Annotated in this window: 23 protein-coding genes and 2 tRNA genes; 13 read left to right on the forward strand and 12 right to left on the reverse strand. The window is 55.7% G+C overall.

Going from position 1 to position 26917, the window contains the following annotated elements:
- Nucleotide 1: 1 nt before the first annotated feature.
- Genes K5E19_RS00835 through rutA form a run of 5 tightly spaced genes read right to left on the reverse strand, consistent with a single transcriptional unit; the run spans nucleotide 2 to nucleotide 3588 of the window.
- The gene (locus K5E19_RS00835; RefSeq protein ID WP_221549616.1) at nucleotides 2–592 is read right to left on the reverse strand and encodes a malonic semialdehyde reductase; all 591 of its coding nucleotides are present in this window, start codon (nucleotides 590–592) and stop codon (nucleotides 2–4) included.
- Nucleotides 593–601: 9 nt separating this feature from the next.
- Nucleotides 602–1402, reverse strand: a complete 801-nt coding sequence (gene rutD / locus K5E19_RS00840) for a pyrimidine utilization protein D (RefSeq protein WP_221549617.1) — start codon at nucleotides 1400–1402, stop codon at nucleotides 602–604.
- Nucleotides 1403–1409: 7 nt separating this feature from the next.
- A complete protein-coding gene (gene rutC, locus K5E19_RS00845; RefSeq protein WP_010429508.1) occupies nucleotides 1410–1796 on the reverse strand; it encodes a pyrimidine utilization protein C in 387 nt (128 codons plus the stop codon).
- A gap of 11 nt (nucleotides 1797–1807) precedes the next feature.
- The gene (gene rutB, locus K5E19_RS00850; RefSeq protein WP_028012657.1) at nucleotides 1808–2497 is read right to left on the reverse strand and encodes a pyrimidine utilization protein B; all 690 of its coding nucleotides are present in this window, start codon (nucleotides 2495–2497) and stop codon (nucleotides 1808–1810) included.
- Nucleotides 2497–3588, reverse strand: coding sequence for a pyrimidine utilization protein A (rutA, locus tag K5E19_RS00855; protein WP_221549618.1), 1092 nt, complete (start codon nucleotides 3586–3588; stop codon nucleotides 2497–2499). The genes rutB and rutA overlap by 1 nt, the downstream gene beginning before the upstream one ends.
- Before the next feature lie 513 nt (nucleotides 3589–4101).
- Between rutA and K5E19_RS00860 the strand changes: the two genes are divergently transcribed.
- From K5E19_RS00860 to rutR, 4 genes are all read left to right on the forward strand, one after another.
- A complete protein-coding gene (locus K5E19_RS00860) occupies nucleotides 4102–4299 on the forward strand; it encodes a hypothetical protein (protein ID WP_130624387.1) in 198 nt (65 codons plus the stop codon).
- A 14-nt stretch (nucleotides 4300–4313) separates the two neighbouring features.
- Nucleotides 4314–5540 (forward strand): radical SAM/SPASM domain-containing protein, encoded by a 1227-nt coding sequence (locus K5E19_RS00865; RefSeq protein ID WP_221549619.1) that lies wholly within the window; start codon nucleotides 4314–4316, stop codon nucleotides 5538–5540.
- Nucleotides 5530–6177, forward strand: a complete 648-nt coding sequence (locus tag K5E19_RS00870; protein WP_260411602.1) for a TauD/TfdA family dioxygenase — start codon at nucleotides 5530–5532, stop codon at nucleotides 6175–6177. The genes K5E19_RS00865 and K5E19_RS00870 overlap by 11 nt, the downstream gene beginning before the upstream one ends.
- Nucleotides 6178–6443: 266 nt before the next feature.
- A complete protein-coding gene (rutR, locus tag K5E19_RS00875) occupies nucleotides 6444–7082 on the forward strand; it encodes an HTH-type transcriptional regulator RutR (protein ID WP_221549621.1) in 639 nt (212 codons plus the stop codon).
- 434 nt (nucleotides 7083–7516) lie between these two features.
- Here the strand turns inward: rutR and K5E19_RS00880 are convergent, their stop codons facing one another.
- Together K5E19_RS00880 and putA are read right to left on the reverse strand one after the other, a co-directional pair.
- Complete coding sequence (locus tag K5E19_RS00880; protein ID WP_221550014.1) at nucleotides 7517–7909, reverse strand: lysozyme inhibitor LprI family protein; 393 nt, start codon at nucleotides 7907–7909, stop codon at nucleotides 7517–7519.
- A gap of 101 nt (nucleotides 7910–8010) precedes the next feature.
- A complete protein-coding gene (gene putA, locus K5E19_RS00885; RefSeq protein ID WP_221549622.1) occupies nucleotides 8011–11973 on the reverse strand; it encodes a trifunctional transcriptional regulator/proline dehydrogenase/L-glutamate gamma-semialdehyde dehydrogenase in 3963 nt (1320 codons plus the stop codon).
- 422 nt (nucleotides 11974–12395) lie between these two features.
- Between putA and putP the strand changes: the two genes are divergently transcribed.
- Together putP and K5E19_RS00895 are read left to right on the forward strand one after the other, a co-directional pair.
- The gene (putP, locus tag K5E19_RS00890; RefSeq protein WP_221549623.1) at nucleotides 12396–13904 is read left to right on the forward strand and encodes a sodium/proline symporter PutP; all 1509 of its coding nucleotides are present in this window, start codon (nucleotides 12396–12398) and stop codon (nucleotides 13902–13904) included.
- Nucleotides 13905–14017: 113 nt separating this feature from the next.
- A complete protein-coding gene (locus K5E19_RS00895) occupies nucleotides 14018–14437 on the forward strand; it encodes a DUF3574 domain-containing protein (protein ID WP_221549624.1) in 420 nt (139 codons plus the stop codon).
- Nucleotides 14438–14507: 70 nt separating this feature from the next.
- On the opposite strand, the gene K5E19_RS00900 is transcribed toward K5E19_RS00895, so the two are convergent.
- Complete coding sequence (locus K5E19_RS00900; RefSeq protein ID WP_221549625.1) at nucleotides 14508–15692, reverse strand: NupC/NupG family nucleoside CNT transporter; 1185 nt, start codon at nucleotides 15690–15692, stop codon at nucleotides 14508–14510.
- A gap of 251 nt (nucleotides 15693–15943) precedes the next feature.
- On the opposite strand from K5E19_RS00900, the gene efeU reads away from it, so the two are divergent.
- From efeU to K5E19_RS00925, 5 genes are all read left to right on the forward strand, one after another.
- Nucleotides 15944–16777 (forward strand): iron uptake transporter permease EfeU, encoded by an 834-nt coding sequence (gene efeU / locus K5E19_RS00905; RefSeq protein WP_221549626.1) that lies wholly within the window; start codon nucleotides 15944–15946, stop codon nucleotides 16775–16777.
- Between the two features lie 40 nt (nucleotides 16778–16817).
- Complete coding sequence (efeO, locus tag K5E19_RS00910; protein ID WP_221549627.1) at nucleotides 16818–17945, forward strand: iron uptake system protein EfeO; 1128 nt, start codon at nucleotides 16818–16820, stop codon at nucleotides 17943–17945.
- A 5-nt stretch (nucleotides 17946–17950) separates the two neighbouring features.
- On the forward strand, nucleotides 17951–19234 hold the full coding sequence (gene efeB / locus K5E19_RS00915; RefSeq protein ID WP_221549628.1) for an iron uptake transporter deferrochelatase/peroxidase subunit: 1284 nt from the start codon (nucleotides 17951–17953) through the stop codon (nucleotides 19232–19234).
- A gap of 499 nt (nucleotides 19235–19733) precedes the next feature.
- Nucleotides 19734–20525 carry a phosphate starvation-inducible protein PhoH gene (gene phoH, locus K5E19_RS00920; RefSeq protein ID WP_014831397.1) on the forward strand — a complete coding sequence of 264 codons (792 nt, stop codon included), beginning with the start codon at nucleotides 19734–19736 and terminating at the stop codon, nucleotides 20523–20525.
- Nucleotides 20526–20910: 385 nt separating this feature from the next.
- Complete coding sequence (locus K5E19_RS00925; RefSeq protein WP_221549629.1) at nucleotides 20911–22416, forward strand: sodium:alanine symporter family protein; 1506 nt, start codon at nucleotides 20911–20913, stop codon at nucleotides 22414–22416.
- A 213-nt stretch (nucleotides 22417–22629) separates the two neighbouring features.
- On the opposite strand, the gene K5E19_RS00930 is transcribed toward K5E19_RS00925, so the two are convergent.
- The 3 genes from K5E19_RS00930 to K5E19_RS00940 all read right to left on the reverse strand — a co-directional run bounded on the left by K5E19_RS00930 (nucleotide 22630) and on the right by K5E19_RS00940 (nucleotide 24429).
- Nucleotides 22630–22717, reverse strand: a tRNA-Ser gene (locus K5E19_RS00930).
- Nucleotides 22718–22864: 147 nt separating this feature from the next.
- Nucleotides 22865–23542, reverse strand: coding sequence for an isochorismatase family protein (locus K5E19_RS00935; protein WP_221549630.1), 678 nt, complete (start codon nucleotides 23540–23542; stop codon nucleotides 22865–22867).
- Nucleotides 23543–23568: 26 nt separating this feature from the next.
- A complete protein-coding gene (locus tag K5E19_RS00940; RefSeq protein ID WP_221549631.1) occupies nucleotides 23569–24429 on the reverse strand; it encodes a pirin family protein in 861 nt (286 codons plus the stop codon).
- Between the two features lie 109 nt (nucleotides 24430–24538).
- Here K5E19_RS00940 and K5E19_RS00945 point away from each other — a divergent pair, with 109 nt between their 5' ends.
- Nucleotides 24539–25444, forward strand: coding sequence for a LysR family transcriptional regulator (locus K5E19_RS00945; RefSeq protein WP_221549632.1), 906 nt, complete (start codon nucleotides 24539–24541; stop codon nucleotides 25442–25444).
- 133 nt (nucleotides 25445–25577) lie between these two features.
- Here K5E19_RS00945 and K5E19_RS00950 read toward each other — a convergent pair.
- Nucleotides 25578–25665: transfer RNA gene (locus K5E19_RS00950), tRNA-Ser, on the reverse strand.
- Nucleotides 25666–25897: 232 nt separating this feature from the next.
- On the opposite strand from K5E19_RS00950, the gene ghrA reads away from it, so the two are divergent.
- Nucleotides 25898–26836 carry a glyoxylate/hydroxypyruvate reductase GhrA gene (ghrA, locus tag K5E19_RS00955; protein WP_221549633.1) on the forward strand — a complete coding sequence of 313 codons (939 nt, stop codon included), beginning with the start codon at nucleotides 25898–25900 and terminating at the stop codon, nucleotides 26834–26836.
- Nucleotides 26837–26917 lie beyond the last annotated feature (81 nt).

Raw genomic sequence — 26917 nt, forward strand, 5'->3', positions numbered from 1 at the left:
CTTACGCCAGCCCGCAGGCATCGTCGAAGGTCAGACGCGGCAGGCGCCCGTAGAGTTTGCGGGTATCGCCGTAGCCAATGTTGATCAGCAGATTGCTTTTAAGCGTGGTGCCGGTGAAAAAGGCCTCGTCGACCTTTTGGCGGTCAAAGCCCGACATCGGGCCGGTATCCAGCCCCAGGGCGCGACAGGCAAAAATCAGGTAGGCGGCCTGCATCGAGCTGTTGCGAAAAGCAGTCTCTTCCGCATGCGCGGGGCTGGTGGTAAACCAGCTCTTTGCATCGCCGTGCGGGAACAGCTCGGGCAGGCGCTCGTAGAATTCTCCGTCCCAGGCGACAATGGCCGTGACCGGGGCGGTGAGCGTTTTTTCGAGGTTGCCGCTGGAGAGCGCCGGGCGCAGCTTCTCTTTTCCCTCTGCGCTTCGCACAAACACAATTCGCGCCGGGGAGCAGTTGGCGGACGTTGGCCCCCATTTCATCAGGTTGTAGATCTCGCGCAGCGTTTCGTCGCTGACGGGCATATCCTGCCAGCCGTTATGGGTGCGGGCGCCGGTGAACAGCGTTTCCAGCGCGGCGGGGGTAATGGCTTCGCTCATTAAAGCTCCTTATAAAGCGGGTTCCGGGCTGTGCAGCAGGCTGGCAAGCCCGTTCAGCAGCAGGGTGTTAAAGGTGTCCGGCTCGGTGACGTTGCAGGCGTGCCCGCCCTGGCGCATCACCGCGCTGCGGCTGTGCGGGATCGCCGCCTGCAGTTCCGACGAGCAGACGGAGGGCACCAGCATGTCGTCGGCGGAACAGATGATCTGTACCGGGCAGCGAATGCGCGCGGCATGGCGGCTGAAGTCGGCCTTTTTCAGGGCGCTGAGCCTGTGCAGCAGGTTGGATTTGCCCTGGAAATGGGCCAGCGCCAGCGCTTCTTCTGCCTCCAGACGGGGCGCGCGGGCGGCCATCCAGTCCGCCGGGTAGAGAAACAGCGGCTGCGCCTCGACCCACGCCTGCGCGCCGCCGGAATGCAGTAGGCGCTCGCGGACCTGAAAGCAGCGCCGGGTGTGGGCGTTGAGGGTCAACCAGCCGTTGACGCACACCAGCGCGGTGAGGGCGTCTGGCCTGTCGAGGGCCAGCTGCAGGCCGACCAGCGCACCCAGCGCATGGCCCACGACGCTGTAGCGGGCAATCCCGGCATCCGTCAGCGCCTGGGCCAGCTCGTCCGCCATCTGCGCAAGGCTGTACCCTTCCGGCAGGGTGTCAGGGTTATTGCCCGTTCCCCGCTGGTCATAGCACACCACCTGATACTCCGGCTCCAGCGCGGCCAGCTGGGGCAGCCAGTAGCTGCCGCTGCCGCCGAGACCGGAAATAAAGACCACCACGGGCGCGCCCTCATACGGGGGCGGCGAGACGGAGAGTTTCATACCTGCCTCACTTCGCGATGTGCGCAACGGTGGCGATCTCAACCAGCGCCTCTGGCTTCACCAGCCCGCACTGAATGCAGAACCGGGCCGGTTTATCGCCGGGGAAAAATTCGGCGTAAATCTCGTTAATCGCGGCGTAGTTTTTCCAGTCGGTGATAAAGATGCTGTTGAAGGTCACGTCCTCCATCGTGCCACCCGCCGTTTCGATCACGGTTTTGATCGTCTCCAGCACGTGGCGGGTTTGCGCCTTTGGGTCGTTGATAAACACCACGTTGTTGTCTTTATCAAACGGCAGCGTGCCGGAGACATACACCACGCCGTCGGCGAGGGTGCCGGGAACAAACGGGGCAATGGGCGTGCTGGTGCCCGGCGGAATAATCACGGATTTTGGCATCAGGTGTCTCCTCAGGCGATACGGGCAAGCGGGGGATTCAGGGCGTCGCAGAAATCTGCAACGTTACTGACCCAGCCAAAAAAGGTTTCGATATTGAACAGGGCCGCCTTCTGGGCGAATTCCGGCCCGGCCTGATGGGTCGCGTCCTCCAGCACCACGCCAAAATATTCGAGGAAAAAGCCGTCGCGCAGGGTCGACTCCACGCAGACGTTGGTGGCGATGCCAGTGAACACCAGATGACGAATGCCCCGGCTGCGCAGCAGGCTGTCGAGCGGGGTGTTGAAAAAGCCGCTGTAGCGCGGTTTGGGCAGGACGATATCGCCCGCCTGCGGCACCAGCTCATCAACCAGCTGATAGTCCCAGCCGCCTTTCGCCAGCAGCTTGCCCTGCAGTTCGGGCCGTTTACGCATGGTTTTCAGGGCGTTCGACTTGTGGAAGTTGGGCGAGCCGGGGCCGCCGGCCTCGACGTACTGGTCATCCCAGCCGTTCTGGAACCAGATGATGAGCATCCCCGCTGCGCGCGCGGCGGCGACGGCGGTTTTGATGTTCTCAATCACAGGCCTTGTGGCGGAGACGTCGAACCCCGCCAGATCCAGATAGCCGCCCTGGCTGGCGTAGGCGTTTTGCATGTCCACCACGATCAGCGCGCTCTGCTGTGGCGCGAAGGTGATGGCTTCCGGGCGTGCGTTAAGGGTCGTCATTACGCCACCTCCTTCGTGACGGCAGGGATGTGGGCGCGGCACTGCATCAGCGGCTGGATGCGCTCGCCGAAGGTCTCCACGCCGGTCAGGAAATCATCGAAGGTCAGCAGGACGCCTCCCGCCCCGGGTACGGCCGCCACTTCGTCAAGCATTCTGGCGACGCTGGCGTACGAGCCGACCAGGGTGCCCATGTTGATATTGACCGCAGAGGTCGGGTCGGCCATCTGGCGAACGTTGGTATCCGCCCCGGAGCGGGTATCCTTCTGGCTCTGCTCGGTGAGCCAGCTCAGGGCCTCCTCGTCGGCGCCGTCCTTATAGCGCTCCCATTTCGCGCGCGCGGCGTCGTCGGTTTCGTCGGCAATCACCATAAACAGCACGTAGGAGCCCACGTCGCGTCCGGTCTTGTCGGCGGCCTCTTTCATCCGCGCGGCGGTCGGGGCGAAGGCGGTAGGCGTATTCACGCCTTTACCGAAGCAGAAGTTGAAGTCGGCGTATTTGGCGGAAAACTCCATCCCCGCGTCGCTCTGCCCGGCGCAAATCACCTTCATCGGCACCGACGGTTGCGGGCTGACGCGGCAGTCGTTCATGGTGAAGAAGTCACCCTTGAAGTCGCTTTTGCCGGTACCCCACAGGTCGCGCAGCACCTGCACGTATTCGGTCAGGTAGTCGTAGCGACGCGAGAAGTAATCGTCACCCGGCCAGAGCCCCATCTGCTCGTACTCGGGTTTTTGCCAGCCGGTGACCAGGTTGACGCCAAAGCGCCCGCCGGAGATGGAGTCGATGGTGGAGGCCATGCGCGCCACGATCGCCGGGGGCAGGGTGAGGGTGGCGGCGGTAGCGTAGATTTGGATCCGCGAGGTGACCGCGGCCAGCCCGGCCATCAGGGTAAAGGACTCCAGGTTGTGATCCCAGAATTCGGTTTTGCCGCCAAAGCCGCGCAGCTTGATCATCGAAAGCGCAAAGTCGAAATGGTAGTGCTCCGCCTTCTGCACGATGGCTTTATTCAGCTCAAAGGTCGGCATGTATTGCGGTGCAGTGGTCGAGATAAGCCAGCCGTTGTTGCCGATAGGTACAAATACGCCAATTTTCATCACGAACCTCTCTTCATTTCAGTGTGGGGTGAAAGTCAGACGTGGCGCTGCATCCTGCATATCCTGTTCAGCCTCGTGAGAAGGGATTTGCAAAGGGGATGCCAGTTTTCAAAATTGCTTTGTTATTAATGTGTTAATAAGGGGTTGGTGAATTGGGTGTAAATAAAGTGGACTAAATGGTCAAAAGAAATGCACACAAAGCAGGCAACGGTGCGCGATGGCGGTGCAGGGGCAGTGAGGGGATTGGGGAGCGGGTCGTCCGCAATGAGCGAGGAACGGACATTGTTAACAGCATTTTGGTCAAAGATAGGCATTACTAACATTGCCGTATTTTATCATCAGTGAGTAGGTCACAGGCATGAGATAGTCAACATTAGTGACTGGCTTCGCGTCGATCCGACTTTCCGTGGATAGGATCACATAAATGTAGAAAGAGGCTGCTCAGTTTGAGGCACCGACTATAGTTGTAATCAATGCTCTACATTACGGTCAAAACTTAAATCGAGGCTGTGTATGACTGATTCAACAACGCATATTGTAACGGGCTTGCCCGAAGATTTTTATGAATTTCTTCATAATGTTATTCAAGATGCTCAGGCAAGTGGTTCCATAGTGAATATAATCACAATAATACCAGGCCAATTAGATAATGGAGATGGGATGCAAATACAAGGGTGTAAACCAAAAGCTGAAACTTGCCCTAAAACATAAGAGAAATAGCAAGTATGAGACTATCCAACAGCATTCGAATTCTTAAAGGGGCAAAAAGATTTGCTTTATACAATTTAGAGCATAGCTTTGTTGAGCCTATTTCATTGTTGCAAGCGAACATTTTACAAGTTCTAGCTTCTGGAAAAGTTGCAAAGTATTCAAGTTTAGGTGTATCAAGAAATGAGTTTTGGTCCGCTATATGGTCGCTAAAAAAACTTGGGGCTTTTCGTGCTGGTCGCCCCAAAAAAATCGATATTGAATTTAACACTCAAGAAACCAGCTTCAAACTATCGAGATTAAAACAGGCCTGGATAGAGGTAACTAACTCTTGTAATTTATCTTGCGCACATTGCTATTCTGAATCCAGCCCTAAAGTTGACAGGAGTGATGAATTAAGCTTCGAGTCATGGAAAATAATCATAGAAAAACTAGCGCGTCAGGGTGTTGATTTAATAACCATAATTGGTGGCGAACCTCTTGTAAGACAGAGACTAGTTAAAGAACTCATTATTTACATTAAATATAACCATCCGGAGATAAAAGTAAATATCTTCAGTAATTTGACATTATTACCACCTAATAAAGAATTCATCTCCACCTTGAAAAAATATAACATCCGAGTTGGAACGTCTCTTTATGGGATAGATGAAAGTACACATGATGCGATGACAAAACGTAATGGGTCATGGAAAAAAACGACCGCAAACATAGATGAACTGACACGATCTGGAATTGATGTTTTCGCAGGGTACTATAGGCAATTAAATTGCACATTAGAAAAAAAACAGATAGTTGAATTTATTGAAAGCTTGGGAGTTTTTGACTATGAGATTTCTTCACCATCTCAAGTTGGCCGAGGTAAGGATACTGAATGGAAGATTTTGAATTTAGAGAACACGTTACCGCAAAGAAAGTATTTTGGCTACTCGCCTCCAAGTAAAAACATTCAGGTTCATAATTGTTATGCGGATAGGTTTTCGATCAATCAGGCCGGAGAGGTTTTACCGTGCATTATGACACGCAACATCTCTTATGGGAACATAATCAATTCAAACCTCGAGGATGTAATTAAATCTGCCAACTATAAAAAATACTCAACACTATCAAAAGATAAAATAGATGGCTGCAAAGATTGTGAATTCAAATATGGTTGCTTCGATTGCAGGCCTGATGCGCAAAATGGTAGTGGGAATATACTAAGGAAACCAGATTGTGGGTACTCTCCATATGATGAACTTTAAACCAATAACAAACACGCTGAATAATGAGGGGTTTGTTTTTTTTACTAAGCATGATATAGCTATGGATGAATTTGAAAAAATAGCGGGAGTGCAATTTTCACATATTGCAAAGGATTTCATTAGGCCACAAAAAGAAAATCATAATAACCCGGGAGCATGGAGCAACATATATTCAGATGGAAAATTCCCACCTCACACTGACTTCGCCTACCAATCATCACCTCCCAAATACATTATGCTGTATTGCACTGACAACAAAAATAGTAACAGATCGACTTTCGTTTTGGACATTCATTCAATTCCTCTTTCGGCAAGGAATAAGTTATCACAAATCCTTTGGAAAATGTCTCACCCTGAAAGAAGCAAAGCCTTAAGGCTATTGAAAATGTCTCATAAATATGGTCAGAGTATTCTCAGGTATGACCCTACATGTATGAAACCATACTTTAAAAAAGACGTGTGGGCGATTGATTTCATCAATTCAATTTATAATGAATTCTCAAAAGAAATAACATGGAAAGAAGGAGGGGTCTTAGTTATTGATAACTGGCGCTGCCTCCATGGGAGGGGTGATAATAAACTCACCCAGCACTGTGAAGAAAAACGAATCTTTGAAAGATATTGTGCTTATCTGTAGAAATCACACGAATGCCATTATATGTTTTTGAGTGTGACCTGCTCCCCGCTGATCCACACAAACTTTTATTAGCTCCTTCCGCTTTTGGCACAAAGCGGACCGTCTAAATGACCAAGGAGTCAGATATAAAGAAAGGCTGGCACCATTCGCACCCGAGCTCCCACAACAGCTTTCCTTTTTCGATTTGGCACAGCCCTGCCCCCCCAAAATGTCGAGAGAAAGCAGGGCTTTTGCTATGCTATGGCAAACCAATAAGGAGAGCGGGAATGGCACAAGGCGCAGTGAAAACACCAGGTAAACGTTCGCAGGCGGTGAGCGCTAAGAAACAGGCGATCCTCAGCGCGGCGCTGGAGACCTTTTCGCAGTTTGGTATTCACGGCACGCGCCTGGAGCAGGTGGCGGAGCAGTCCGGGGTATCCAAAACCAATCTGCTCTACTACTACCCGTCTAAAGAGGCGCTCTATATCGCGGTGATGCAGCAGATCCTCGATATCTGGTTAGCGCCGCTGAAAGCGTTTCGCGCAGAGCTGGCCCCGCTGGTGGCGATCAAAGAGTACATTCGCCTGAAGCTGGAGGTGTCGCGCGATTACCCGCAGGCATCACGGCTGTTTTGTCTTGAGATGCTGCAGGGCGCGCCGCTGTTGCAGGCGGAACTTACCGGTGATTTAAAGCAGCTGGTGGACGATAAGTCGGCCATTATTGCCGGATGGGTCGCCAGCGGAAAGCTGGCTCCGGTCGACCCGCATCATCTGATCTTTATGATTTGGGCCTCCACCCAGCATTACGCTGACTTTGCGGCCCAGGTTGAAGCGGTGACCGGCAAAACGCTGCAGGACGAGGCGTTTTTCCACAGCACCCTGGAAAACGTGCAGCGGATGATTATCGAAGGGATCCGCGTGCGCTAGTTCCCCGGCGGGAGAGGGAGTTCCAAGAATTTTTTAACCAGAAGCGATTCCGGTTTTTGAAGCCAACTGATTTACTCGCAGCGATGCTCTGGTCCGGCTGTAAGTCGCTGAGGCGTTTCCTGCAGGCCGGGGCGAGGCGCAGGGATGCGCCGAGAGGGCGGGCTTTACAGGGACGTTACCTCCGCCCGTCCCCGAAAAGCCGGAAGGAATTAGCCGAAGGTACCGCGAAGCGGCGATTTACCGCCGGGAGCCCGGGTTGCCAGGGTGGTGGCGATTGAGCCACCCTGGCACGTTCACAGGTTATGACGTTACAAAGTAGCAAGGAACGTAAAGTGAACGGAATGACCACCAGAGCTGTATGTTCCCCCTCACCCCAGCCCTCTCCCTCAAGGGAGAGGGGGCCGTCCGTGAAGGCATTATTTTGTGCGGATCCCTCAGCCCGGCGGGAGAGGACAGCTTAAGTCGCCCTCTTCACACTGCATCAGCGAGGCCAGAAACGCTTCGCGCTCGACGGTTTTTTCCGCCAGACACTGATTCACAATCATTGGCTGGACGCTTCCGCCTTCCGTCCCCGAACCGATAAACGCGCAGTCCGCGTCGCGCAGGGTAATCCACGCCTGCTGCGCTTTTTTCAGCAGGTCGCGCTGGGGGGCCGCCGCACGTTTGATGGCGGCCTGATAGGTCTGGTTGAGTTTTTTATCGGCAGCCTGGTACTGCTGCGCGCTACAGTTATTCAGCTCAAGCTGGGTGGTCGCTTTGTCGCACTCGTCGGCCAGCGCGCTGGCGCTCAGCAGCAGTGCTGCGCCTGCGAGAAATACTCTTTTCATCATTCCCTCCGTGTAAAAAAGCCGGATGCGCTGCGCTTATCCGGCCTACGGTGATTTTGTAGCCCCGGTAAACGTAGCGTCACCGGGGAGAGTTTACACGATTAACCGATTGTCATCAGGCTGGCGTTACCCCCCGCCGCCGCGGTGTTGACGCTGAGCGAGCGCTCCACGTACAGACGCTCCAGCAGCAGGTTGGTTTCCCCGCGCGCAAAGCCCTGCACGGAAACGATGGCCCCGCTGCGGGCCGCAACCTGCTCGCACAGTTCGCGCAGCTGGTCGGAATCACCGTGGTAAATTACGGCATCAAACGGCTGCGTCAGCAGCGCATCGGCCTTCGCAAAGCGAATACGGGCCGAGACCGCTTTCGGCAGTTGTTTGGCGAGATCGCGATGCAGCGCATCTTCCGGCCACAGCACTTCACACCCGGTTGCCATCGCGGCAGCCAGCTGCACCAGCGCGTCCTGCTCGTTATCGGCCACGCACAGCACGCGCTCGCGCGGCATCAGCGTCCAGGTGTTGCGCTCGCCGGTTGGACCCGGCAGCAGACGCTGCGTGCCCGCCTGCGCCAGCTCGCCGTACTGCTGGGCAACCGTACGCAGTTCAGGACGTTTTTCCGCCCAGGCGATCAGCGCCTCCAGCGGCTGGGTCAGCACGGCTTTCACCTGCGTATCCACCGGATAATGTGCATCCTGACGTGCCAGCGTCACACCCAGGGCGTTCTCCGGACGGTTCGCCAGCAGACGGTACAGGTAGAGCGGGCCGCCCGCTTTCGGACCGGTGCCGGAGAGACCTTCACCGCCGAACGGCTGCACGCCCACGACCGCACCAACCATGTTGCGGTTGACGTACAGGTTGCCGACTTTGGCATTGCCGGTGACCTGCGCAATGGTTTCGTCGATACGGGTATGCACGCCGAGCGTCAGGCCGTAGCCGGAGGCGTTGATCTGCTCAACCAGCTCGTTCAGGTTGTTACGGCTGTAGCGCACCACGTGCAGTACCGGGCCGAAGACCTCTTTTTTCAGCTCGTCGAAGCTTGCCAGCTCGATAAGCGTCGGCGGTACGAAGGTACCGGACTGCCACTCGCGGGCGTCTTCGCTGTTCTCGCGCACCGCCTGGAACACCGGACGGCCTTTCGCGCGCATGGCCTGAATGTGGTTTTCAATGTTGGCTTTGGCTTCTGCGTCGATCACCGGGCCGATGTCGGTGGTGAGACGGCCCGGGTTGCCCATGCGGCATTCCGCCATCGCGCCGCGCAGCATCTTCAGCGTGTGGTCCGCCACGTCGTCCTGCAGACACAGCACGCGCAGGGCGGAGCAGCGCTGACCGGCGCTGTCGAACGCGGAGGCCAGCACGTCGACCACCACCTGCTCGGTGAGCGCGGAGGAGTCAACGATCATGGCGTTCATCCCGCCGGTTTCCGCGATGAGCGGCGTTGGGCGACCCTGCGCATCCAGACGGGTAGCAATGTTGCGCTGCAGCAGGGAGGCTACTTCGGTCGAACCGGTAAACATCACGCCGCGCACGCGGTTATCGGAGGTCAGTTTGGCGCCGACGGTTTCACCACGGCCCGGCAGCAACTGAACCACGCCCGCCGGCACGCCGGCCTCCAGAAGAATGTTGATACCCTGCGCGGCAATCAGCGGGGTCTGCTCTGCCGGTTTTGCCAGCACGCTGTTGCCTGCGGCAAGCGCGGCGGCAATCTGGCCGGTGAAGATCGCCAGCGGGAAGTTCCACGGGCTGATACAGACGACCGGACCCAGCGGACGGTGGGTTTCGTTATCGAAATCATCGCGCACCTGACCGGCGTAGTAGTGCAGGAAGTCGACGGCCTCGCGCACTTCGGCAATCGCGTTGCTGAAGGTTTTACCCGCTTCGCGCACCAGAATGCCGATGAGTGACTGCATCTGATCTTCCATGAGCACTGCGGCGCGTTCCAGAATCGCGGCGCGCTCCTGCGGCGGCGTGGCGAACCAGATTGGCGCGTTGTTCACCGCGCTGTCCAGCGCCAGATCCACTTCCGCTTCGGTGGCTTCACGTACGTAGCCGACGATATCTTTTGGCTCTGCCGGGTTAATGACCGGCTGCATTTCGCCGTCCTCGACGGACTGCTCAAGGATCGGTTTGGCCTGCCATTTCTGCAATGCGCTGTTGAGCAGGGCAGAGGAGAGTGACGCCAGACGGTGTTCGTTGGCGAGATCCAGACCCGCCGAGTTGACGCGGCCTGCGCCATACAGTTCACGCGGCAGGGCAATCTTCGGATGCGGCAGGCCAATCTGGCCTTCCTGCGCCGCCATCTTCTCTACGGCCTGCACCGGATCGGCCACCAGCTCGTCCAGCGGCAGGGTGGTGTCGGCGATGCGGTTAACGAAGGAGGTGTTCGCGCCGTTTTCCAGCAGACGACGCACCAGGTACGCCAGCAGGGTTTCGTGGGTGCCCACCGGAGCATAGATACGGCACGGGCGGTTCAGCTTGCCGTCCGCCACTTTACCGGTGACCTGCTCGTACAGCGGTTCACCCATGCCGTGCAGGCACTGGAACTCGTACTGGCCCGGATAGTAGTTCTGCCCGGCCAGGCTGTAGATTGCCGCCAGGGTGTGGGCGTTATGGGTGGCGAACTGCGGATAGATCAGGTTCGGCACGCCGAGCAACTTTTTCGCACAGGCGAGGTAAGAGACGTCGGTGTAAACCTTGCGGGTATAGACCGGATAGCCTTCCAGACCTTCCATCTGGGCGCGTTTGATTTCGCTGTCCCAGTAGGCGCCTTTCACCAGACGGATCATCAGGCGACGGCGGCTGCGGCTGGCCAGGTCAATCAGGTAATCAATGACGAACGGGCAGCGCTTCTGGTAGGCCTGGATAACGAAGCCAATGCCGTTCCAGCCTGCCAGCTCCGGCTCGAAGCACAGTTTTTCCAGCAGATCGAGGGAGATCTCCAGACGGTCGGCCTCTTCGGCGTCGATGTTAATGCCGATGTCATACTGGCGCGCCAGCAGGGTCAGGGACTTCAGGCGCGGGTAGAGCTCTTCCATCACCCGGTCGTACTGCGCGCGGCTGTAGCGCGGGTGCAGGGCGGAGAGCTTAATGGAGATGCCAGGACCTTCATAAATACCGCGACCGTTGGACGCTTTACCGATAGCGTGGATCGCCTGCTGGTAAGAGACCATATAGGCCTGCGCGTCGGCGGCGGTCAGGGCCGCTTCGCCCAGCATGTCGTAGGAGTAGCGGAAACCTTTATCTTCCAGCTTGCGGGCGTTTGCCAGCGCTTCGGCAATGGTTTCCCCGGTGACGAACTGCTCGCCCATCAGGCGCATCGCCATGTCCACGCCTTTGCGGATCAGCGGCTCGCCGCTCTTACCGATGATGCGGTTCAGGGAGCGGGAGAGGTTGGCTTCGTTATGGGTGGAGACCAGTTTACCGGTAAACAGCAGGCCCCAGGTTGCCGCGTTAACGAACAGCGACGGGCTGCGGCCAATGTGGGAGTGCCAGTTGCCGTTGCTGATCTTGTCGCGTATCAGCGCGTCGCGGGTGGCTTTATCCGGAATACGCAGCAGCGCTTCCGCCAGACACATCAGCGCCACGCCTTCCTGTGAAGAGAGGGAAAACTCCTGCAGCAGACCCTGAACCATCCCGGCGCGGCCGGTGGCGGTTTTCTGGTTGCGCAGCTTGTCGGCTAGCTGATAGGCCAGGCTATGCGCCTGTGCGGCAATGGCTTCCGGCAGGCGAGCCTGCTCCAGCAGCATCGGCACGGCGTCGGTTTCGGCACGGCGGTAGGCGCCGGTAATGGCGGCACGGCTGACGGACTGCGGCAGGATCTGCTCGGCAAATTCAAGAAACGGCTGATGGTTCTCATCGCCAGCGGCTGGCGTTTCCTCACTTTCGTTCGCTGCGCCGGCCAGCAGGGCAGGCAGCTCCGGCAGACCCTCATCGCTCTCGAGTCTTTCGAGATAGTTAAAAATCGCCTGCTTAATTAACCAGTGCGGCGTGCGGTCAATGCGGGTTGCTGCGGTCTTAATCCGTTCGCGGGTTGCGTCATCCAGCTTAACCCCCATGGTGGTCATACCCATGCCAAAGCTCCTGTTGTTCTGTAATAGCGTTCTGTAGATAGCGTGAAATATCCCCCATGTTGCAACTTTGTGCAACCGTGTTAAATGTGACCTGGTTTGCAACCCGGAAAATGAATGGATTGTTAACGAATGGTTAGCTGGTAAAACGCGCTGGCTTTTGTGCGGGAAGCCTGTTTTTATGCGGGAGTTAACACTTTTCAAAGGTGCAACCCGTAAAAGCGTGAGCGAGTGCAACCTATAGGAAACTCGTATCAAACCGGGGATGAAATTGATGTAAATGCAGTGTTAAATCGTTTGTCAGCGGGATGCGCATACGGCAGGATAGCGCGCCCAACAGAAACACAAGATACATTCACCTCGTTCCGGTGATCATATAACAAGGCAGCCCGGATGGCTGTCGCTCGACATTTTGGAGAATTTGAATGGCTATTAGCACACCGATGCTGGTGACATTTCTCGTTTATATTTTTGGCATGATCCTGATAGGGTTTTTGGCATGGCGTTCAACAAAGAACTTTGACGACTACATTCTGGGCGGACGCAGTTTAGGCCCGATGGTTACCGCACTCTCTGCGGGCGCCTCCGACATGAGCGGCTGGCTGCTGATGGGGCTGCCGGGCGCGATTTTCATCTCTGGTATTTCCGAAAGCTGGATCGCCATCGGCCTGACCGTCGGCGCGTGGATCAACTGGAAGCTGGTGGCAGGCCGCCTGCGCGTGCATACCGAGGCCAACAACAACGCCCTGACGCTGCCGGACTACTTCACCGGACGCTTTGAAGATAACAGCCGCATCCTGCGCATTATCTCTGCGGTGGTTATCCTGCTGTTCTTCACCATCTACTGTGCCTCCGGCATCGTGGCCGGCGCGCGTCTGTTCGAAAGCACCTTCGGCATGAGCTACGAAACCGCCCTGTGGGCCGGTGCCGCGGCGACCATCCTCTATACCTTCGTGGGCGGTTTCCTGGCGGTGAGCTGGACCGACACCGTGCAGGCGAGCCTGATGATCTTCGCCCTGATCCTGACCCCGGTGATTGTGATTTTCACCGTTGGCGGCTTTGGCGAATCGCTGGAAGTGATCAAGCAGAAGAGCATTGAAAACGTCGACATGCTGAAAGGGCTGAACTTCGTTGCCATCGTCTCCCTGATGGGCTGGGGACTGGGCTACTTCGGTCAGCCGCACATTCTGGCGCGCTTTATGGCAGCGGATTCTCACCACACCATCGTTCACGCCCGTCGCATCAGTATGACGTGGATGATCCTGTGTCTGGCGGGTGCGTGTGCGGTCGGCTTCTTCGGCATCGCGTACTTCAACAACAACCCGGCCCAGGCGGGCGCGGTGAACCAGAACGCCGAGCGCGTGTTCATCGAGCTGGCGCAGGTCCTGTTCAACCCGTGGATTGCCGGTATTCTGCTCTCCGCGATCCTGGCGGCGGTAATGTCCACCCTGAGCTGTCAGCTGCTGGTCTGCTCCAGTGCGATCACCGAAGACCTCTACAAAGCCTTCCTGCGTAAAGACGCGAGTCAGAAAGAGCTGGTGTGGGTAGGGCGCTTTATGGTGCTGGTGGTGGCGCTGATTGCCATCGCGCTGGCGGCCAACCCGGAAAACCGCGTGCTGGGCCTGGTGAGCTACGCGTGGGCGGGCTTTGGTGCGGCGTTTGGTCCGGTAGTGCTGTTCTCCGTACTGTGGTCACGCATGACCCGTAACGGCGCGCTGGCGGGGATGATCATCGGTGCGGTAACCGTCATTGTCTGGAAGCAGTTCGCGTGGCTGGGCCTGTACGAAATCATTCCGGGCTTCATCTTCGGCAGCATCGGCATCGTGGTGTTCAGCCTGCTGGGTAAAGCGCCGTCTGCCTCCATGCAGAAACGCTTTGCTGAAGCAGACGCGCACTACCACACTGCGCCGCCGTCTAAGCTCCAGGCAGAATAATTTTCCCCTCACCCTAACCCTCTCCCCAAAGGGGAGAGGGAATAAACCTCTCTTGCTAAATTCTGCAATTTACGTTGATATCGCTGCACTTATAACAATGAGGATAGCGACACATGACCATCAAAACAGGGGTAATGGCAGCGGCATTTTTGATGCTGGCTGGCTGCAACGCGCCATCGCAACACACAGCGGTGGAGACCTGCAAAGCGGATAACCAGATGCAGCAGACCACGCTCTATTTCGGCTTAAATCGCCCGGCAGGGGCGCAGATTACCGGCAACGAGTGGCAGCAGTTTGTTGACCAGGACGTGACGCCGCGCTTTCGCGATGGTTTAACGGTATTTGACGCGCGCGGGCAGTGGCTGGGGAACGACGGGAAAGTGGCGCGCGAGCCGAGCAAGGCATTGTTGCTGATCCACGGTAAAGATGCGCAGAGCGAGAAGAATATCGAAGCGTTGCGCGGGATTTATAAATCACGCTTCGCGCAGGAATCGGTGATGCGCGTCGACCAGCCGGTGTGCGTACAGTTTTAATGAAAACGGCGGGATAACCCGCCGTTGTTGTTTTGTAGGCCGGGTAAGCGAAGCGCCACCCGGCATTGCATCAGAGCACCAGCCCCGCAAAGCTCGCCGACAGCAGGCTCACCAGCGTCGCGCCGTACACCAGACGCAGACCAAACCGTGAGACCACATTGCCCTGCTGCTCGTTCAGCCCCTTAATCGCCCCGGCCACAATGCCGATGGAGGCGAAGTTGGCGAACGACACCAGGAAGACCGACAAAATGCCCAGCCCGCGCGGGGACATCTGATGCGCGATTTTTTGCAGTTCAATCATCGCCACAAATTCATTCGCCACCAGCTTGGTTGCCATAATACTGCCCGCATTTAAGGCATCGCTCAGTGGGATCCCCACCAGCCAGGCCAGGGGATAAAATACATAGCCCAGGATCTGCTGGAAGCTCATGCCAAATACGCTGGAGAAGAGGGCGTTAACGGCGCTAATAAGCGCGATAAAGCCAATCAGCATCGCCAGAATAATCATCGCCACTTTAAAACCGGCCAGAATATACTCGCCCAGCATTTCGAAGAAGCTCTGCGATTCATGCAGTTTTTCCAGCTTGATATCCGGCTCCGCTTCAGGACGCGCCGGGTTGATGACCGAGAGAATAATAAAGGTGCTGAACATGTTCAGAATCAGCGCCGCGACGACAAATTTGGCGTCGAGCATGGTCATATAGGCGCCGACAATCGACAGGGAGACCGTCGACATTGCCGTGGCCGCCATGGTGAAGAGACGGCGAGAGGAGAGATCCCCCAGCACGCCCTTGTAGGCAATGAAGTTTTCCGACTGGCCGAGGATCAGCGAACTCACCGCGTTAAAGGATTCCAGCTTGCCCATACCGTTCAGTTTTGACAGCAGCGTGCCGATGACCCGAATAAATATCGGCAGGATCCGCCAGTGCTGAAGAATACCAATCAGTGCGGAAATAAAAATAATCGGGCAAAGCACGCCGAGGAAAATGAACGCCAGCCCTTTTTCTCCCATTCCGCCAAAGACGAAATTCGTCCCTTCGGCCGCAAATTTAAGCAGCGATTCGAAGAAACCGGAGACATATTTAATAATAAACAGGCCGCTTTCTGCGTGCAGGAAAAAGAAGGCCAGCGCAATTTCAATAATAATCAGCTGTAAAACAAAACGAATGCGAATTTTTCGGCGGTCGAAACTCACCAGCCAGGCAAGCGCAAGAATAATCACCAGCGCCAGCAGGAAATGGATAATCTTAAACATGGTTTATTTTCAGTTGGTTTTCGAGGTGGATATTTAGCCACAGCGCTGATTAACCGTAAATGGGCATTTTCGTTATAACTTATAAACGCAATCGTAACGGATGGAATTATTATCCTGCGATGCGGTTACAACTCGTCATCAAAACACCACATATTTCGCTTGTTTTTCTTCTTGCCGTAATGATAATCACTATCACAAGAATTTACCTTTCTTTGCATCAGTTGACCGCGATAAACATTTAAGGTGTCGGCATGTTTGTTCCATTTCTCATTATGTTACGTGAAGGCCTTGAAGCGGCCCTGATTGTCAGCCTTATCGCCAGCTATCTGAAGCGAACCCAGCGCGGGCGCTGGATTGGCGTGATGTGGATTGGCGTTTTCCTCGCCGCGGCGCTCTGCCTGGGCCTGGGTATCCTCATCAATGAAACCACCGGTGAATTCCCGCAGAAAGAACAAGAGCTGTTCGAAGGGATCGTCGCCGTGATTGCGGTAGTGATCCTGACCTGGATGGTGTTCTGGATGCGTAAAGTCTCCCGTAACGTGAAGGTGCAGCTGGAGCAGGCGGTGGACAATGCCCTGCAGAAGGGGAACAACCACGGCTGGGCACTGATCCTGATGGTCTTTTTTGCCGTCGCGCGTGAGGGGCTGGAATCTGTCTTCTTCCTGCTGGCGGCGTTTCAACAGGATGTAGGCATCTGGCCGCCGGTTGGCGCGATGCTCGGGCTGGCAACCGCCGTTGTGCTGGGCTTTCTGCTCTACTGGGGCGGCATTCGTCTCAATCTGGGCGCGTTCTTCAAGTGGACCAGCCTGTTTATTCTGCTGGTGGCAGCAGGGCTGGCGGCAGGGGCGATACGCGCCTTCCACGAAGCGGGCCTGTGGAACCACTTCCAGGACGTGGCGTTCGATCTCAGCAACGTTCTCTCCACCCATTCACTGACCGGCACGCTGCTCGAAGGTATCTTCGGCTATCAGGAAGCGCCGAGCGTCAGCGAAGTGGCGATGTACTTTATCTATCTGGTTCCGGCGCTGGTGCTGTTCGCTATGCCGCCGCGCACCGGGAGCCAGGCGTCGCGCGTCGCGCCGTAATTTTTGATTTAGTTACAACATACTTTTAAAGGGTAGAGTCATGGCAATTCAGTTCCGTCGTAGTGCGTTATGCGCAGGCATTGCCGCGCTGTTCGCTTCTGCATTCTCCGCCTGGGGCGCGGATGTTCCTCTGGTCAAAGTGACCGTCAATGATAAACAGTGCGAGCCGATGACCATCACCGTCAACAGCGGCAAAACCCAGTTTATTATCCAGAACCACAGCCAGAAGGCGCTGGAGTGGGAGATCCTCAAAGGCGTAATGGTGGTGGAAGAACGTGAAAACATCGCCCCGGGCTTCAGCCAGAAGATGACCGCCAACCTGCAGCCGGGTGAGTACGACATGACCTGCGGTCTGCTGACCAATCCGAAAGGCAAGCTGATCGTGAAGGGCGACGCCACGAAGGATGCCGCGAAGGGCGACGCGCTGCTCAGCCTGGGCGAGGCCATCACCGCCTACAAAGCCTACGTCACCAAAGAGACGGCGGACCTGGTTGCGGGCACCAAAGCCTTTACCGATGCGGTGAAAGCCGGGGATATCGAAAAAGCGAAATCCCTGTACGCGCCAACCCGTCAGCACTACGAGCGCATCGAACCGATTGCCGAGCTGTTCTCTGACCTCGATGGCAGCATTGATGCCCGTGAGGACGATTACGAGCAGAAGGCCGCCGATCCGAAATTCACCGGCTTCCACCGACTGGAAAAAGCCCTGTTTGGCGACAACTCCACCAAAGGCATGGAGAAATACGCGTCGCAGCTGAACGGCGACGTGCTGGAGCTGCAAAAGCGCATCAGCGAGCTGGCCTTCCCACCGTCGAAAGTGGTGGGCGGCGCGGCTGGTCTGATTGAAGAAGTGGCCGCCAGCAAAATCAGCGGTGAAGAAGATCGCTACAGCCACACCGACCTGTGGGACTTCCAGGCCAACGTCGACGGCGCGCAGAAAATTGTCGATCTTCTGCGTCCTCAGCTGCAGAAAGAGAACGGCGAGCTGCTGGCGAAGGTGGATGCCAACTTCAAAAAAGTCGACGCCATTCTGACGAAGTACCGCACCAAAGACGGGTTCGAGACCTATGACAAACTGACCGACGCCGACCGTAACGCGCTGAAAGGCCCGATTACTACCCTGGCGGAAGATCTCTCCCTGCTGCGCGGCGTACTGGGTCTGGACTAAGCACGATGAACAAGCATGACGAGCACGACGTGGCGGAACCTTCCCGACGTCGTTTGTTAAAAGGGGTAGGGGCGCTGGGCGGCGCGCTTGCCCTGGCAGGCGGCTGCCCGGTGGTGCATGCGGCTAAACCGCAAAGTGCCCCCGGCACGCTGTCGCCGGATGCGCGCATGGAGACGCAGCCGTTTTATGGCGAGCATCAGTCGGGCATTCTGACGCCGCAGCAGGCCTCTATGATGCTGGTGGCCTTTGATTCGCTGGCCAGCGATAAAGCCGATCTGGTGCGTCTGTTTCGCCTGCTGACAACGCGTATTGCGTTTCTCACCGCGGGCGGTCCGGCACCGGAAACGCCAAATCCGCGCCTGCCGCCGATGGACTCCGGTATCCTCGGGGCGTTTATCGCCCCGGATAACCTGACCATTACCGTCTCTGTGGGCGAGTCGTTGTTTGATGAGCGTTACGGCCTGGCAAAACAGAAGCCGAAAGCGCTGCAGAAAATGACGCGTTTCCCGAATGACTCTCTCGACGCGGCGCTGTGCCACGGCGATCTGCTCCTGCAGATTTGCGCCAATACCCAGGACACGGTGATCCACGCCCTGCGCGATATCATCAAGCACACGCCGGATCTGCTTAGCGTGCGCTGGAAGCGGGAAGGGTTTATCTCTGACCACGCCGCCCGCAGCAAAGGCAAAGAGACGCCGGTGAACCTGCTGGGCTTTAAGGACGGCACGGCCAACCCAGACAGCAGCGATGCAGCGCTGATGAAAGACGTGGTGTGGGTGACGGCAGAGCAGGGCGAACCGGCGTGGGCGGTGGGCGGCAGCTACCAGGCGGTGCGTATTATCCAGTTCCACGTGGAGTTCTGGGACCGTACGCCGCTAAAAGAGCAGCAGACCATATTTGGCCGCGACAAGCAGAGCGGGGCGCCGCTGGGCATGAAGCACGAGCATGATGTGCCGGACTACGCGAGCGATCCAGACGGGAATACCATCGCGCTCGACAGCCATATTCGCCTTGCCAACCCGCGCACCAAAGAGACGCAGTCCAGCCTGATGATGCGCCGCGGCTACAGCTATTCGCTGGGCGTGACCAACTCCGGCCAGCTTGATATGGGGCTGCTTTTTGTCTGCTATCAGCACGATCTGGAGAAAGGCTTCCTGACCGTGCAAAAGCGGCTGAACGGCGAAGCGCTTGAGGAGTATATAAAACCTATCGGCGGCGGCTATTTCTTTGCCCTGCCTGGCCCGCGCGACCGGAACGCGTACCTCGCTCAAGGGCTGATCGAAGCCTGATAATCGTCCCTGCGATAGTTCGCGGGGACATTATTTTTTCATATGACTATCTTGTTGTTATTTTTCTGTAATATTTCTATATAAGACTGATTCCACTGCAGGTGCAGTCTTAAAAGTTGCATTCAGGTAAAATAAATGTTGCATTTATGATAACTCCTGATGTACTTAAGATAAGACAGCGGTAGTTCCCGGCAGTGATGCTGAATCACAATGGAGATCGCGAATGGTTGCGTCCTGTACTGGACAAGGTAAACATAACAACCGCAGCACCCGGCGCGGAGGCTCAGACTCCGGCAGCGATTTCCTCACCACTAAATTTTCCCCTTCACCTCAAGAATCTGATTCCACCGACGTGCAGACTGGTGCGCGTAGCTATTCTGTATCGTCATCCGGTAAAGCAAGCAATGGCTTACAAGGAAGCCAACCCTCTGATGTTCGTGCGCATAATCGTGCCGAAGCTGGCGCGTGTGATGAATACCAACAACTCAAGGTGCTATCCATGGGAAGACAAAAAGCAGTGATCAAAGCTCGTCGCGAAGCAAAACGTGTGCTGAGACGGGATTCACGTAGCCATAAACAGCGTGAAGAAGAATCGGTCACCTCGCTTGTGCAGATGAGTGGCGTAGAAGCAATTGGCATGGCCCGAGACAGCCGTGATAATTCTCCAATTGTGGCGCGCAATGAGGCTCAGGCGCACTACCTGAATGCTATCGAGAGTAAACAGCTCATCTTTGCAACCGGTGAAGCCGGATGCGGGAAAACCTGGATTAGTGCAGCCAAAGCGGCGGAAGCGCTGATCCATAAGGACGTGGAGCGCATTATTGTTACCCGTCCGGTACTGCAAGCTGATGAAGATCTCGGCTTCTTGCCCGGAGATATTTCGGAGAAGTTTGCCCCGTACTTCAGGCCCGTTTATGACGTGCTGGTGAAGCGACTGGGTGCATCCTTTATGCAGTACTGCCTGCGACCAGAGATTGGCAAGGTGGAAATCGCGCCGTTCGCCTATATGCGCGGACGTACATTTGAAAATGCGGTCGTCATTCTTGACGAGGCTCAGAACGTGACCGCTGCGCAAATGAAGATGTTTTTAACGCGCCTCGGGGAGAACGTGACGGTTATCGTTAACGGCGATATTACCCAGTGTGACCTGCCGTCCGGCGTGAAATCCGGATTGAGCGACGCCATGTCACGTTTTGAGGAAGATGAAATGATTGGGGTGGTACGCTTCACTAAAGATGACTGCGTGCGTTCGGCGCTGTGTCAGCGTACGCTGCAGGTCTATTCCGACTAAAGGTAATGCATTATCGTTTTGCCTCTTTCCTGTAATGTCTTCCCGGCGTAATGCCGGGAAGCTTCTTTTATTAAATGCAGAACTCATCTGTTTTAAATAATTAATCATTTTTAGGTTTAATTATTTAACGGCTGTTTTTTATTTGAGCGGTAGAAGTGTGACGTGTGTTTATAATACCCACAAAATATCTATGAATATTATGATCGCGCTAATTGTCAGGTAAAAATTAAACGTGAATGTTGTCACAGAACATTACTACGAAGTAAAAATTAAGTTGGTGTCTTCAGGGGAGTTATCTATGTTTCGTACTTGCTCGAACAAAAAATTCTAAGAAGAAACACAACAGGGGATCCGTTCCCCCGAAACATCACGCTGAGGGTCATACATGAACGAACTGGTTGGTGCTATTAATGGTGTAATCTGGAGCCCTGCGTTAATATTTTTATGTCTGGGTGTCGGCCTCTATTTCTCGCTGCGTAGTCGCTTTCTGCAATTACGCCATATCAAACATATGATTACCCTGATGTTCCAGGGGCGTCCTACCGATGCAGGCGTATCGTCGTTTCAGGCGCTGACGATGACGCTGGCAGGCCGCGTGGGGACAGGCAATATCGCCGGCGTGGCCACGGCGATCACCTTTGGTGGACCGGGCGCGCTGTTCTGGATGTGGATAGTGGCGTTTTTGGGGGCCAGCTCCGCGTTTGTCGAATCCACACTGGGGCAAGTTTATAAAGAAAAAATTAACGGTGAATATCGCGGTGGTCCTGCCTTTTATATTGAAAAAGGATTAGGGGTTAAGTGGTACGCATGGTTATTTGCTATTGTCACTATTTTCTCCTGCGGATTATTACTTCCGGGGGTGCAGGCAAACTCGATTGGTGCGAGCCTGGATATTGCTTTTGGTTTGAGTCCGAATGTCACGGCGGCATTACTTGCTGTGCTGTTAAGTTTTATTATTTTCGGCGGTGTGAAAAGGATCGCCAGCTTTAGCAGCATGGTCGTTCCATTTATGGCACTCGGCTATATTATTGTCGCCTGCGTGATTATCGCCATTAATATTAACCAGCTCCCTTCGGTTATTCTGCTGATCTGGAAAAGTGCGTTCGGTCTCGAAGCAGGCTTTGGCGCTATTCTCGGTCAGGCCATCATGTGGGGCGTTAAGCGCGGCGTCTATTCCAACGAGGCCGCGCAGGGAACCGGACCGCACGCGTCATCGGCGGCGGCGGTGAGCCACCCGGTTAAGCAGGGGCTGGTTCAGGCGTTCTCGGTCTACATTGATACGCTGTTTGTCTGCTCTGCGACAGGGTTTATGCTGCTGATCACCGGCCTGTATAACGTGCAGGGCGTCGACGGCGCAGCGCTGTATACCGGGATTGCTGGCGTGGCCGCAGGTCCGGGCTATGTCCAGACGGCGATGGAAAGTATGATGCCGGGCTTCGGTAATTACTTTGTTGCCGTTGCACTGTTCTTCTTCGCCTTTACTACGATCATTGCTTACTACTACATCGCTGAAACGAATATTGCTTTCATCAACCGTAAAATTCACCGCCCGTGGCTGACTTTCCTGCTCAAGTTATGTCTGATGGCTTCGACGGTATATGGCACGGTTCGCACCGCGGATCTGGCCTGGGGCCTGGGGGATATTGGCGTAGGGCTGATGGCATGGCTCAACATTATTGCCATTGTCCTGTTGCATAAAAAAGCGTTTGCCAGCCTGAAGGATTATGAAATCCAGAATGCGCAGGGGCTGGATCCACATTTTGATCCCGTTCGACTGGGAATTAAAAATGCGGATTACTGGCTTAATGGACGTAAGGATGAGGATGGTGTTCAGCCTGAGCAGGTTTCATCTCTTGAAAGAAAGCAGCCGGCAGGGAAGTTGAATAGCTAAGGAATAGAATAGAAAAAGCCCGTGCGCGAGTACGGGTTTTTTTTTACCTGAGGCTGCTCAGTCTGCACCGGGGAGGATTGACTCGCTTCGCTCTCAGTCTGTCCAACTGGCTGTCGCCAGTTGTCGAACCCCGGTCGGGGGTTCTCATCCCCCCTTTTAGGAGAATATAAAAGAAAAAAGCCCGTACTTTCGTACGAGCTCTCATCTTAAATATGGCGGTGAGGGGGGGATTCGAACCCCCGATACGTTGCCGTATACACACTTTCCAGGCGTGCTCCTTCAGCCACTCGGACACCTCACCATATTGTTTTGCTGCCTGACCGCTTGGGGGGCAACGGGGCGCTACTATAGGGAGTTGCGCTAAAGCGGTCAAGCAGATTTTCAGCTTTAGTGCCTGTTCGGTTAAGCAATAATCAGCTCCACGGTTTTTACGCCGTGGAGCGGGCGATTAACGCTGTGAATCGAGCACTTCGCTGTTTTTAACCACTTCCTGTGCTTTGCCGTAGCTTTCGATCAACAGCTGGTAAGCCGGGAAGATGTGGGTGTATACCTCAGCCCACTCTGCCGCGTCTTCACGATTCCATGTGCGCTGGATCTCAGAGGCCACCGCCGCCGTATCCATTGGTACCACGCCAGCCTGCACCACGCGCGCCAGGGTGATCTCCTGCGCCATCTTACTGTAGGTGCCGGAGGCATCAATCACCGCAAATACTTTGTACCCGTCCGCCACCGCGCTGATCGACGGGAAGGCCATGCAGACGCTGGTGATAGTGCCCGCGATAATCAACGTCTTGCGTCCGGTCGCTTTCACCGCGTCCACGAACTCCGGGTTATCCCAGGCGTTGATTTCACCTTTACGGGCAACATACTGCGCATGCGGTGCGTTAGCATGGATCTCCGGGATCAGCGGGCCGTTCGGCCCCTGTGGCACGGACGCCGTGGTGATGACCGGAATTTTTGCCAGGGTAGCAATCTTCGCTAACGCCGCGGCACGAGCACGCAGCTCCGGCATTGGCATGTCACCGACGGTCTGGAACAGACCGCTCTGGTGATCGATCAGCAACATCACCGCATCGTTAACATCAATGACCGGACGTGCTCCATTAAAATTCGCAGGTGTAGACATGTTCTTCTCCTTTATTACGATTACGTTCAGATCTGGCCGAAGCGGCCGGAGTTGAAATCACGAATAGCTTCCGCGATCTCGGTTTTAGTGTTCATTACAAACGGGCCATAGCCGACGATGGGTTCATTGAGCGGCGCGCCGGCCATCAGCAGCACTTTGGCATCGCTGCTTGCCTCCAGGTGCAGTTTGTCGCCTTCCTGACTCAGCACCACCAGCTGGGCTTCTCCCGCCTGAGCAGTGCCGTTCACCATAACGTGACCTTCCAGCACCACCAGCGCCGTGCTCCAGCCCTCCGGCTGAGCGAGCGTAAGATGGCTTCCCTGATTAAGGGCAAGATCCCAGACGTTCAGCGGCGAAAAGGTGTGCGCAGGGCCGGTAATATCGTCGTAGCGTCCGGCGATAACCCGCACCGTTCCGCTGTTATCCGGCAGTGCCGCAACCGGGATGTCGCTTTTGGTGATGCTCTGGTAGCCCGGCGTCGCCATTTTGTCTTTGGCTGGCAGGTTGACCCAAAGCTGCATCATTTTCAGTTCTCCGCCTTTCTGCGCGAACGCGCTGGAGTGGAACTCCTCGTGCAAAATGCCTGCACCTGCCGTCATCCACTGCACGTCGCCGGGGCCAATGACGCCGCCTTTACCCGTGGAGTCGCGATGCTCCACTTCACCGGAATAGACGATGGTGACCGTTTCAAAACCCCGGTGTGGGTGTTGGCCCACGCCGCGTTTCGCCCCATCGGCCGGAAAGGTGTACGGACCCGCGTAATCCAGCAGCAGGAACGGACTCAGCGGCTCGCCGTGGGTTTGATAAGAAAACATCGAGCGGACCGGGAAACCATCGCCAACCCAGTGCTGGCGCGGAGCGGTATAAACGCCTGTTACGTTTTTCATGATTAACTCCTGATGTTCTGTTGATGTAATTAGCTTATATTCAGAGTTAATATCCCGGTAGATAGTGGAAATGGCATTCACTGTTCTAAAAATGGAACGATGAGGATTTATGCAGGATCTCAATGACTTTGTCTGGTTTGTGAAGGTGGTCGACTACGGTGGCTTTGCGGCGGCGGGAAGGGCGCTCGACCAACCCAAGTCCAAACTGAGCCGCAGGATCGCGCAGCTGGAGGAGCGGCTTGGCGTGCGGTTGATACAGCGCACTACGCGGCAGTTTACGGTGACCGAGGTCGGTCAGACTTTCTATCAGCACTGTAAGGCGATGTTGATAGAAGCTGAAGCGGCAGAGGAGGCCGTCGCTGTGCTGCAGGCTGAGCCGCGCGGCGTTGTCAGGCTCACCTGTCCCGTCACGTTACTGCACGTCCACGTGGGACCGATGCTGGCGCGGTTTATGGCGCGCTACCCCGGGATTAATCTCCAGCTTGAGGCCACCAATCGGCGGGTGGATCTTGTTGGCGAAGGCATTGATGTGGCGATCCGCGTGCGTCCGCGTCCGTTTGATGACAGCGATCTGGTCTTAAGGGTGCTGGCTGACAGGGGGCATTGTCTGGTGGCGAGCCCGCAGTTGATCGAACGTATGGGCAAACCGCGAATGCCTTCTGAACTCAGTGAATGGCCTGGTTTAAGTATGGGGGCCGGTAAACAGGTGCATAAATGGGAACTCAGTGGTCCAGAGGGGGCGAAAGCGGAGATCCACTACGCACCGCGCTTTATTACCACCGACATGCTGGCACTGCGGGAAGCGGCGATGGCGGGCGTGGGCGTTGTTCAGTTGCCGATATTGATGGTGAAGGATCAGCTTGCGTCAGGGGAACTGGTACGGGTGCTGGACGCGTGGGAACCCCGACGGGAAGTCATTCACGCGGTTTATCCTTCGCGGCGCGGCATGCTGCCGTCGGTCAGGACGCTGGTGGATTTTCTGACCGAAGAGTATGCGCGGATGGTGGAAGAGTAGTTTTTTGTAGGTCGGGTAAGCGCAGCGCCACCCGACATGAGTTTCGCACAGAGCCGCAAGGTTCGAATTCCCCGCAGGCGTGCAACATGCGAAAAAAAAAGCCCGCATTTTCATGCGAGCTCTTCTTTAAATATGGCGGTGAGGGGGGGATTCGAACCCCCGATACGTTGCCGTATACACACTTTCCAGGCGTGCTCCTTCAGCCACTCGGACACCTCACCATATTGTCATCCCGTTGTTGCCGGGACGGGCGCTAATGTAAGGAAAAGCCGAACTGCCGTCAACTCACTTTTTCAGTAATTTAGCGCGTTTAGACAAACTTCAAGCAACCTGACTCCTAAATGTGCACAAAGCGCCTCTTTTATCAGCAACGCGGTTTCCTGATAAATTTGTTATGCTGGCAATCCATTTGAAAATGAAAACAAAACAGCGCAATAAAAGGCAGGAATGACCATGGATATTCTCTTCTATCACCCTACATTTGATACCGCTTACTGGATTGACGCACTTTCGGCGGCGCTGCCCGGCGCACGCGTACGCGAGTGGAAGCGTGGCGATAATGAACATGCCGACTATGCGCTGGTCTGGCACCCGCCGGTTGAGATGCTGCAAGGGCGCAAGCTGAAGGCTGTTTTCGCGCTGGGCGCGGGCGTTGATTCGATCCTCAGTAAACTGAAAGCGCATCCAGAAATGCTGCCTGAAAATATTCCGCTGTTCCGGCTTGAGGATACCGGAATGGGCCAGCAGATGCAGGAATATGCCGTGAGCCAGGTGCTGCACTGGTTCCGCCGCTTCGACGATTATCAGGCCTTTAAACAGCAATCTCACTGGGAGCCGCTGCCGGATTATCGATATGAAGATTTTACCGTCGGGATCCTCGGCGCGGGTGTGCTCGGCTCCAAAGTGGCAGAAGCGCTCGCCCCGTGGGGCTTCCCGCTGCGCTGCTGGAGCCGCAGCCGTAAGGATTATCCAGGCGTTGAGAGTTTTGCCGGAACGGATGAGCTTCCCACATTCCTGAAAGGGACGCGCGTACTTATCAACCTGCTGCCGAATACCGCCGAAACGGTGGGCATTATCAATAGCACTCTCCTGAACCAGTTAGCCGAGCAGAGCTATTTAATGAATCTTGCGCGCGGGGTCCACGTCGTGGAAGGGGATCTGCTGAACGCGCTGGAAAGCGGAAAACTCAAAGGCGCCATGCTGGATGTCTATAGCCGTGAGCCGCTGCCAGCGGAAAGCCCGCTGTGGGCGCACCCGCGCGTCGCGATGACGCCGCACGTGGCTGCCGTGACGCGTCCGGCAGAAGCGGTGGCGTACATCTCCCATACCATCAGCGAAATGGAAAAGGGTAACGCGGTCACCGGCCAGGTCGACAGACAGCGCGGCTACTGAGAGAAACCCGGCGTTCGCCGGGTTTTTGCTAATATTCGCCGCTGATAACTGCTATCCTTTGGAAAAACCGCAGAGGAGAGA

This window comes from Enterobacter sp. RIT637, assembly GCF_019718755.1.
Classification (GTDB): domain Bacteria; phylum Pseudomonadota; class Gammaproteobacteria; order Enterobacterales; family Enterobacteriaceae; genus Enterobacter.

What these genes read in the sequence shown, in the direction of transcription:
- K5E19_RS00835 (WP_221549616.1), bottom strand. Translation starts at nt 592, where the DNA reads ATGAGCGAAGCCATTACCCCCGCCGCGCTGGAAACGCTGTTCACCGGC.
- rutD (WP_221549617.1), bottom strand. Translation starts at nt 1,402, where the DNA reads ATGAAACTCTCCGTCTCGCCGCCCCCGTATGAGGGCGCGCCCGTGGTG.
- rutC (WP_010429508.1), bottom strand. Translation starts at nt 1,796, where the DNA reads ATGCCAAAATCCGTGATTATTCCGCCGGGCACCAGCACGCCCATTGCC.
- rutB (WP_028012657.1), bottom strand. Translation starts at nt 2,497, where the DNA reads ATGACGACCCTTAACGCACGCCCGGAAGCCATCACCTTCGCGCCACAG.
- rutA (WP_221549618.1), bottom strand. Translation starts at nt 3,588, where the DNA reads ATGAAAATTGGCGTATTTGTACCTATCGGCAACAACGGCTGGCTTATC.
- K5E19_RS00860 (WP_130624387.1), top strand. Translation starts at nt 4,102, where the DNA reads ATGACTGATTCAACAACGCATATTGTAACGGGCTTGCCCGAAGATTTT.
- K5E19_RS00865 (WP_221549619.1), top strand. Translation starts at nt 4,314, where the DNA reads ATGAGACTATCCAACAGCATTCGAATTCTTAAAGGGGCAAAAAGATTT.
- K5E19_RS00870 (WP_260411602.1), top strand. Translation starts at nt 5,530, where the DNA reads ATGAACTTTAAACCAATAACAAACACGCTGAATAATGAGGGGTTTGTT.
- rutR (WP_221549621.1), top strand. Translation starts at nt 6,444, where the DNA reads ATGGCACAAGGCGCAGTGAAAACACCAGGTAAACGTTCGCAGGCGGTG.
- K5E19_RS00880 (WP_221550014.1), bottom strand. Translation starts at nt 7,909, where the DNA reads ATGAAAAGAGTATTTCTCGCAGGCGCAGCACTGCTGCTGAGCGCCAGC.
- putA (WP_221549622.1), bottom strand. Translation starts at nt 11,973, where the DNA reads ATGGGTATGACCACCATGGGGGTTAAGCTGGATGACGCAACCCGCGAA.
- putP (WP_221549623.1), top strand. Translation starts at nt 12,396, where the DNA reads ATGGCTATTAGCACACCGATGCTGGTGACATTTCTCGTTTATATTTTT.
- K5E19_RS00895 (WP_221549624.1), top strand. Translation starts at nt 14,018, where the DNA reads ATGACCATCAAAACAGGGGTAATGGCAGCGGCATTTTTGATGCTGGCT.
- K5E19_RS00900 (WP_221549625.1), bottom strand. Translation starts at nt 15,692, where the DNA reads ATGTTTAAGATTATCCATTTCCTGCTGGCGCTGGTGATTATTCTTGCG.
- efeU (WP_221549626.1), top strand. Translation starts at nt 15,944, where the DNA reads ATGTTTGTTCCATTTCTCATTATGTTACGTGAAGGCCTTGAAGCGGCC.
- efeO (WP_221549627.1), top strand. Translation starts at nt 16,818, where the DNA reads ATGGCAATTCAGTTCCGTCGTAGTGCGTTATGCGCAGGCATTGCCGCG.
- efeB (WP_221549628.1), top strand. Translation starts at nt 17,951, where the DNA reads ATGAACAAGCATGACGAGCACGACGTGGCGGAACCTTCCCGACGTCGT.
- phoH (WP_014831397.1), top strand. Translation starts at nt 19,734, where the DNA reads ATGGGAAGACAAAAAGCAGTGATCAAAGCTCGTCGCGAAGCAAAACGT.
- K5E19_RS00925 (WP_221549629.1), top strand. Translation starts at nt 20,911, where the DNA reads ATGAACGAACTGGTTGGTGCTATTAATGGTGTAATCTGGAGCCCTGCG.
- K5E19_RS00935 (WP_221549630.1), bottom strand. Translation starts at nt 23,542, where the DNA reads ATGTCTACACCTGCGAATTTTAATGGAGCACGTCCGGTCATTGATGTT.
- K5E19_RS00940 (WP_221549631.1), bottom strand. Translation starts at nt 24,429, where the DNA reads ATGAAAAACGTAACAGGCGTTTATACCGCTCCGCGCCAGCACTGGGTT.
- K5E19_RS00945 (WP_221549632.1), top strand. Translation starts at nt 24,539, where the DNA reads ATGCAGGATCTCAATGACTTTGTCTGGTTTGTGAAGGTGGTCGACTAC.
- ghrA (WP_221549633.1), top strand. Translation starts at nt 25,898, where the DNA reads ATGGATATTCTCTTCTATCACCCTACATTTGATACCGCTTACTGGATT.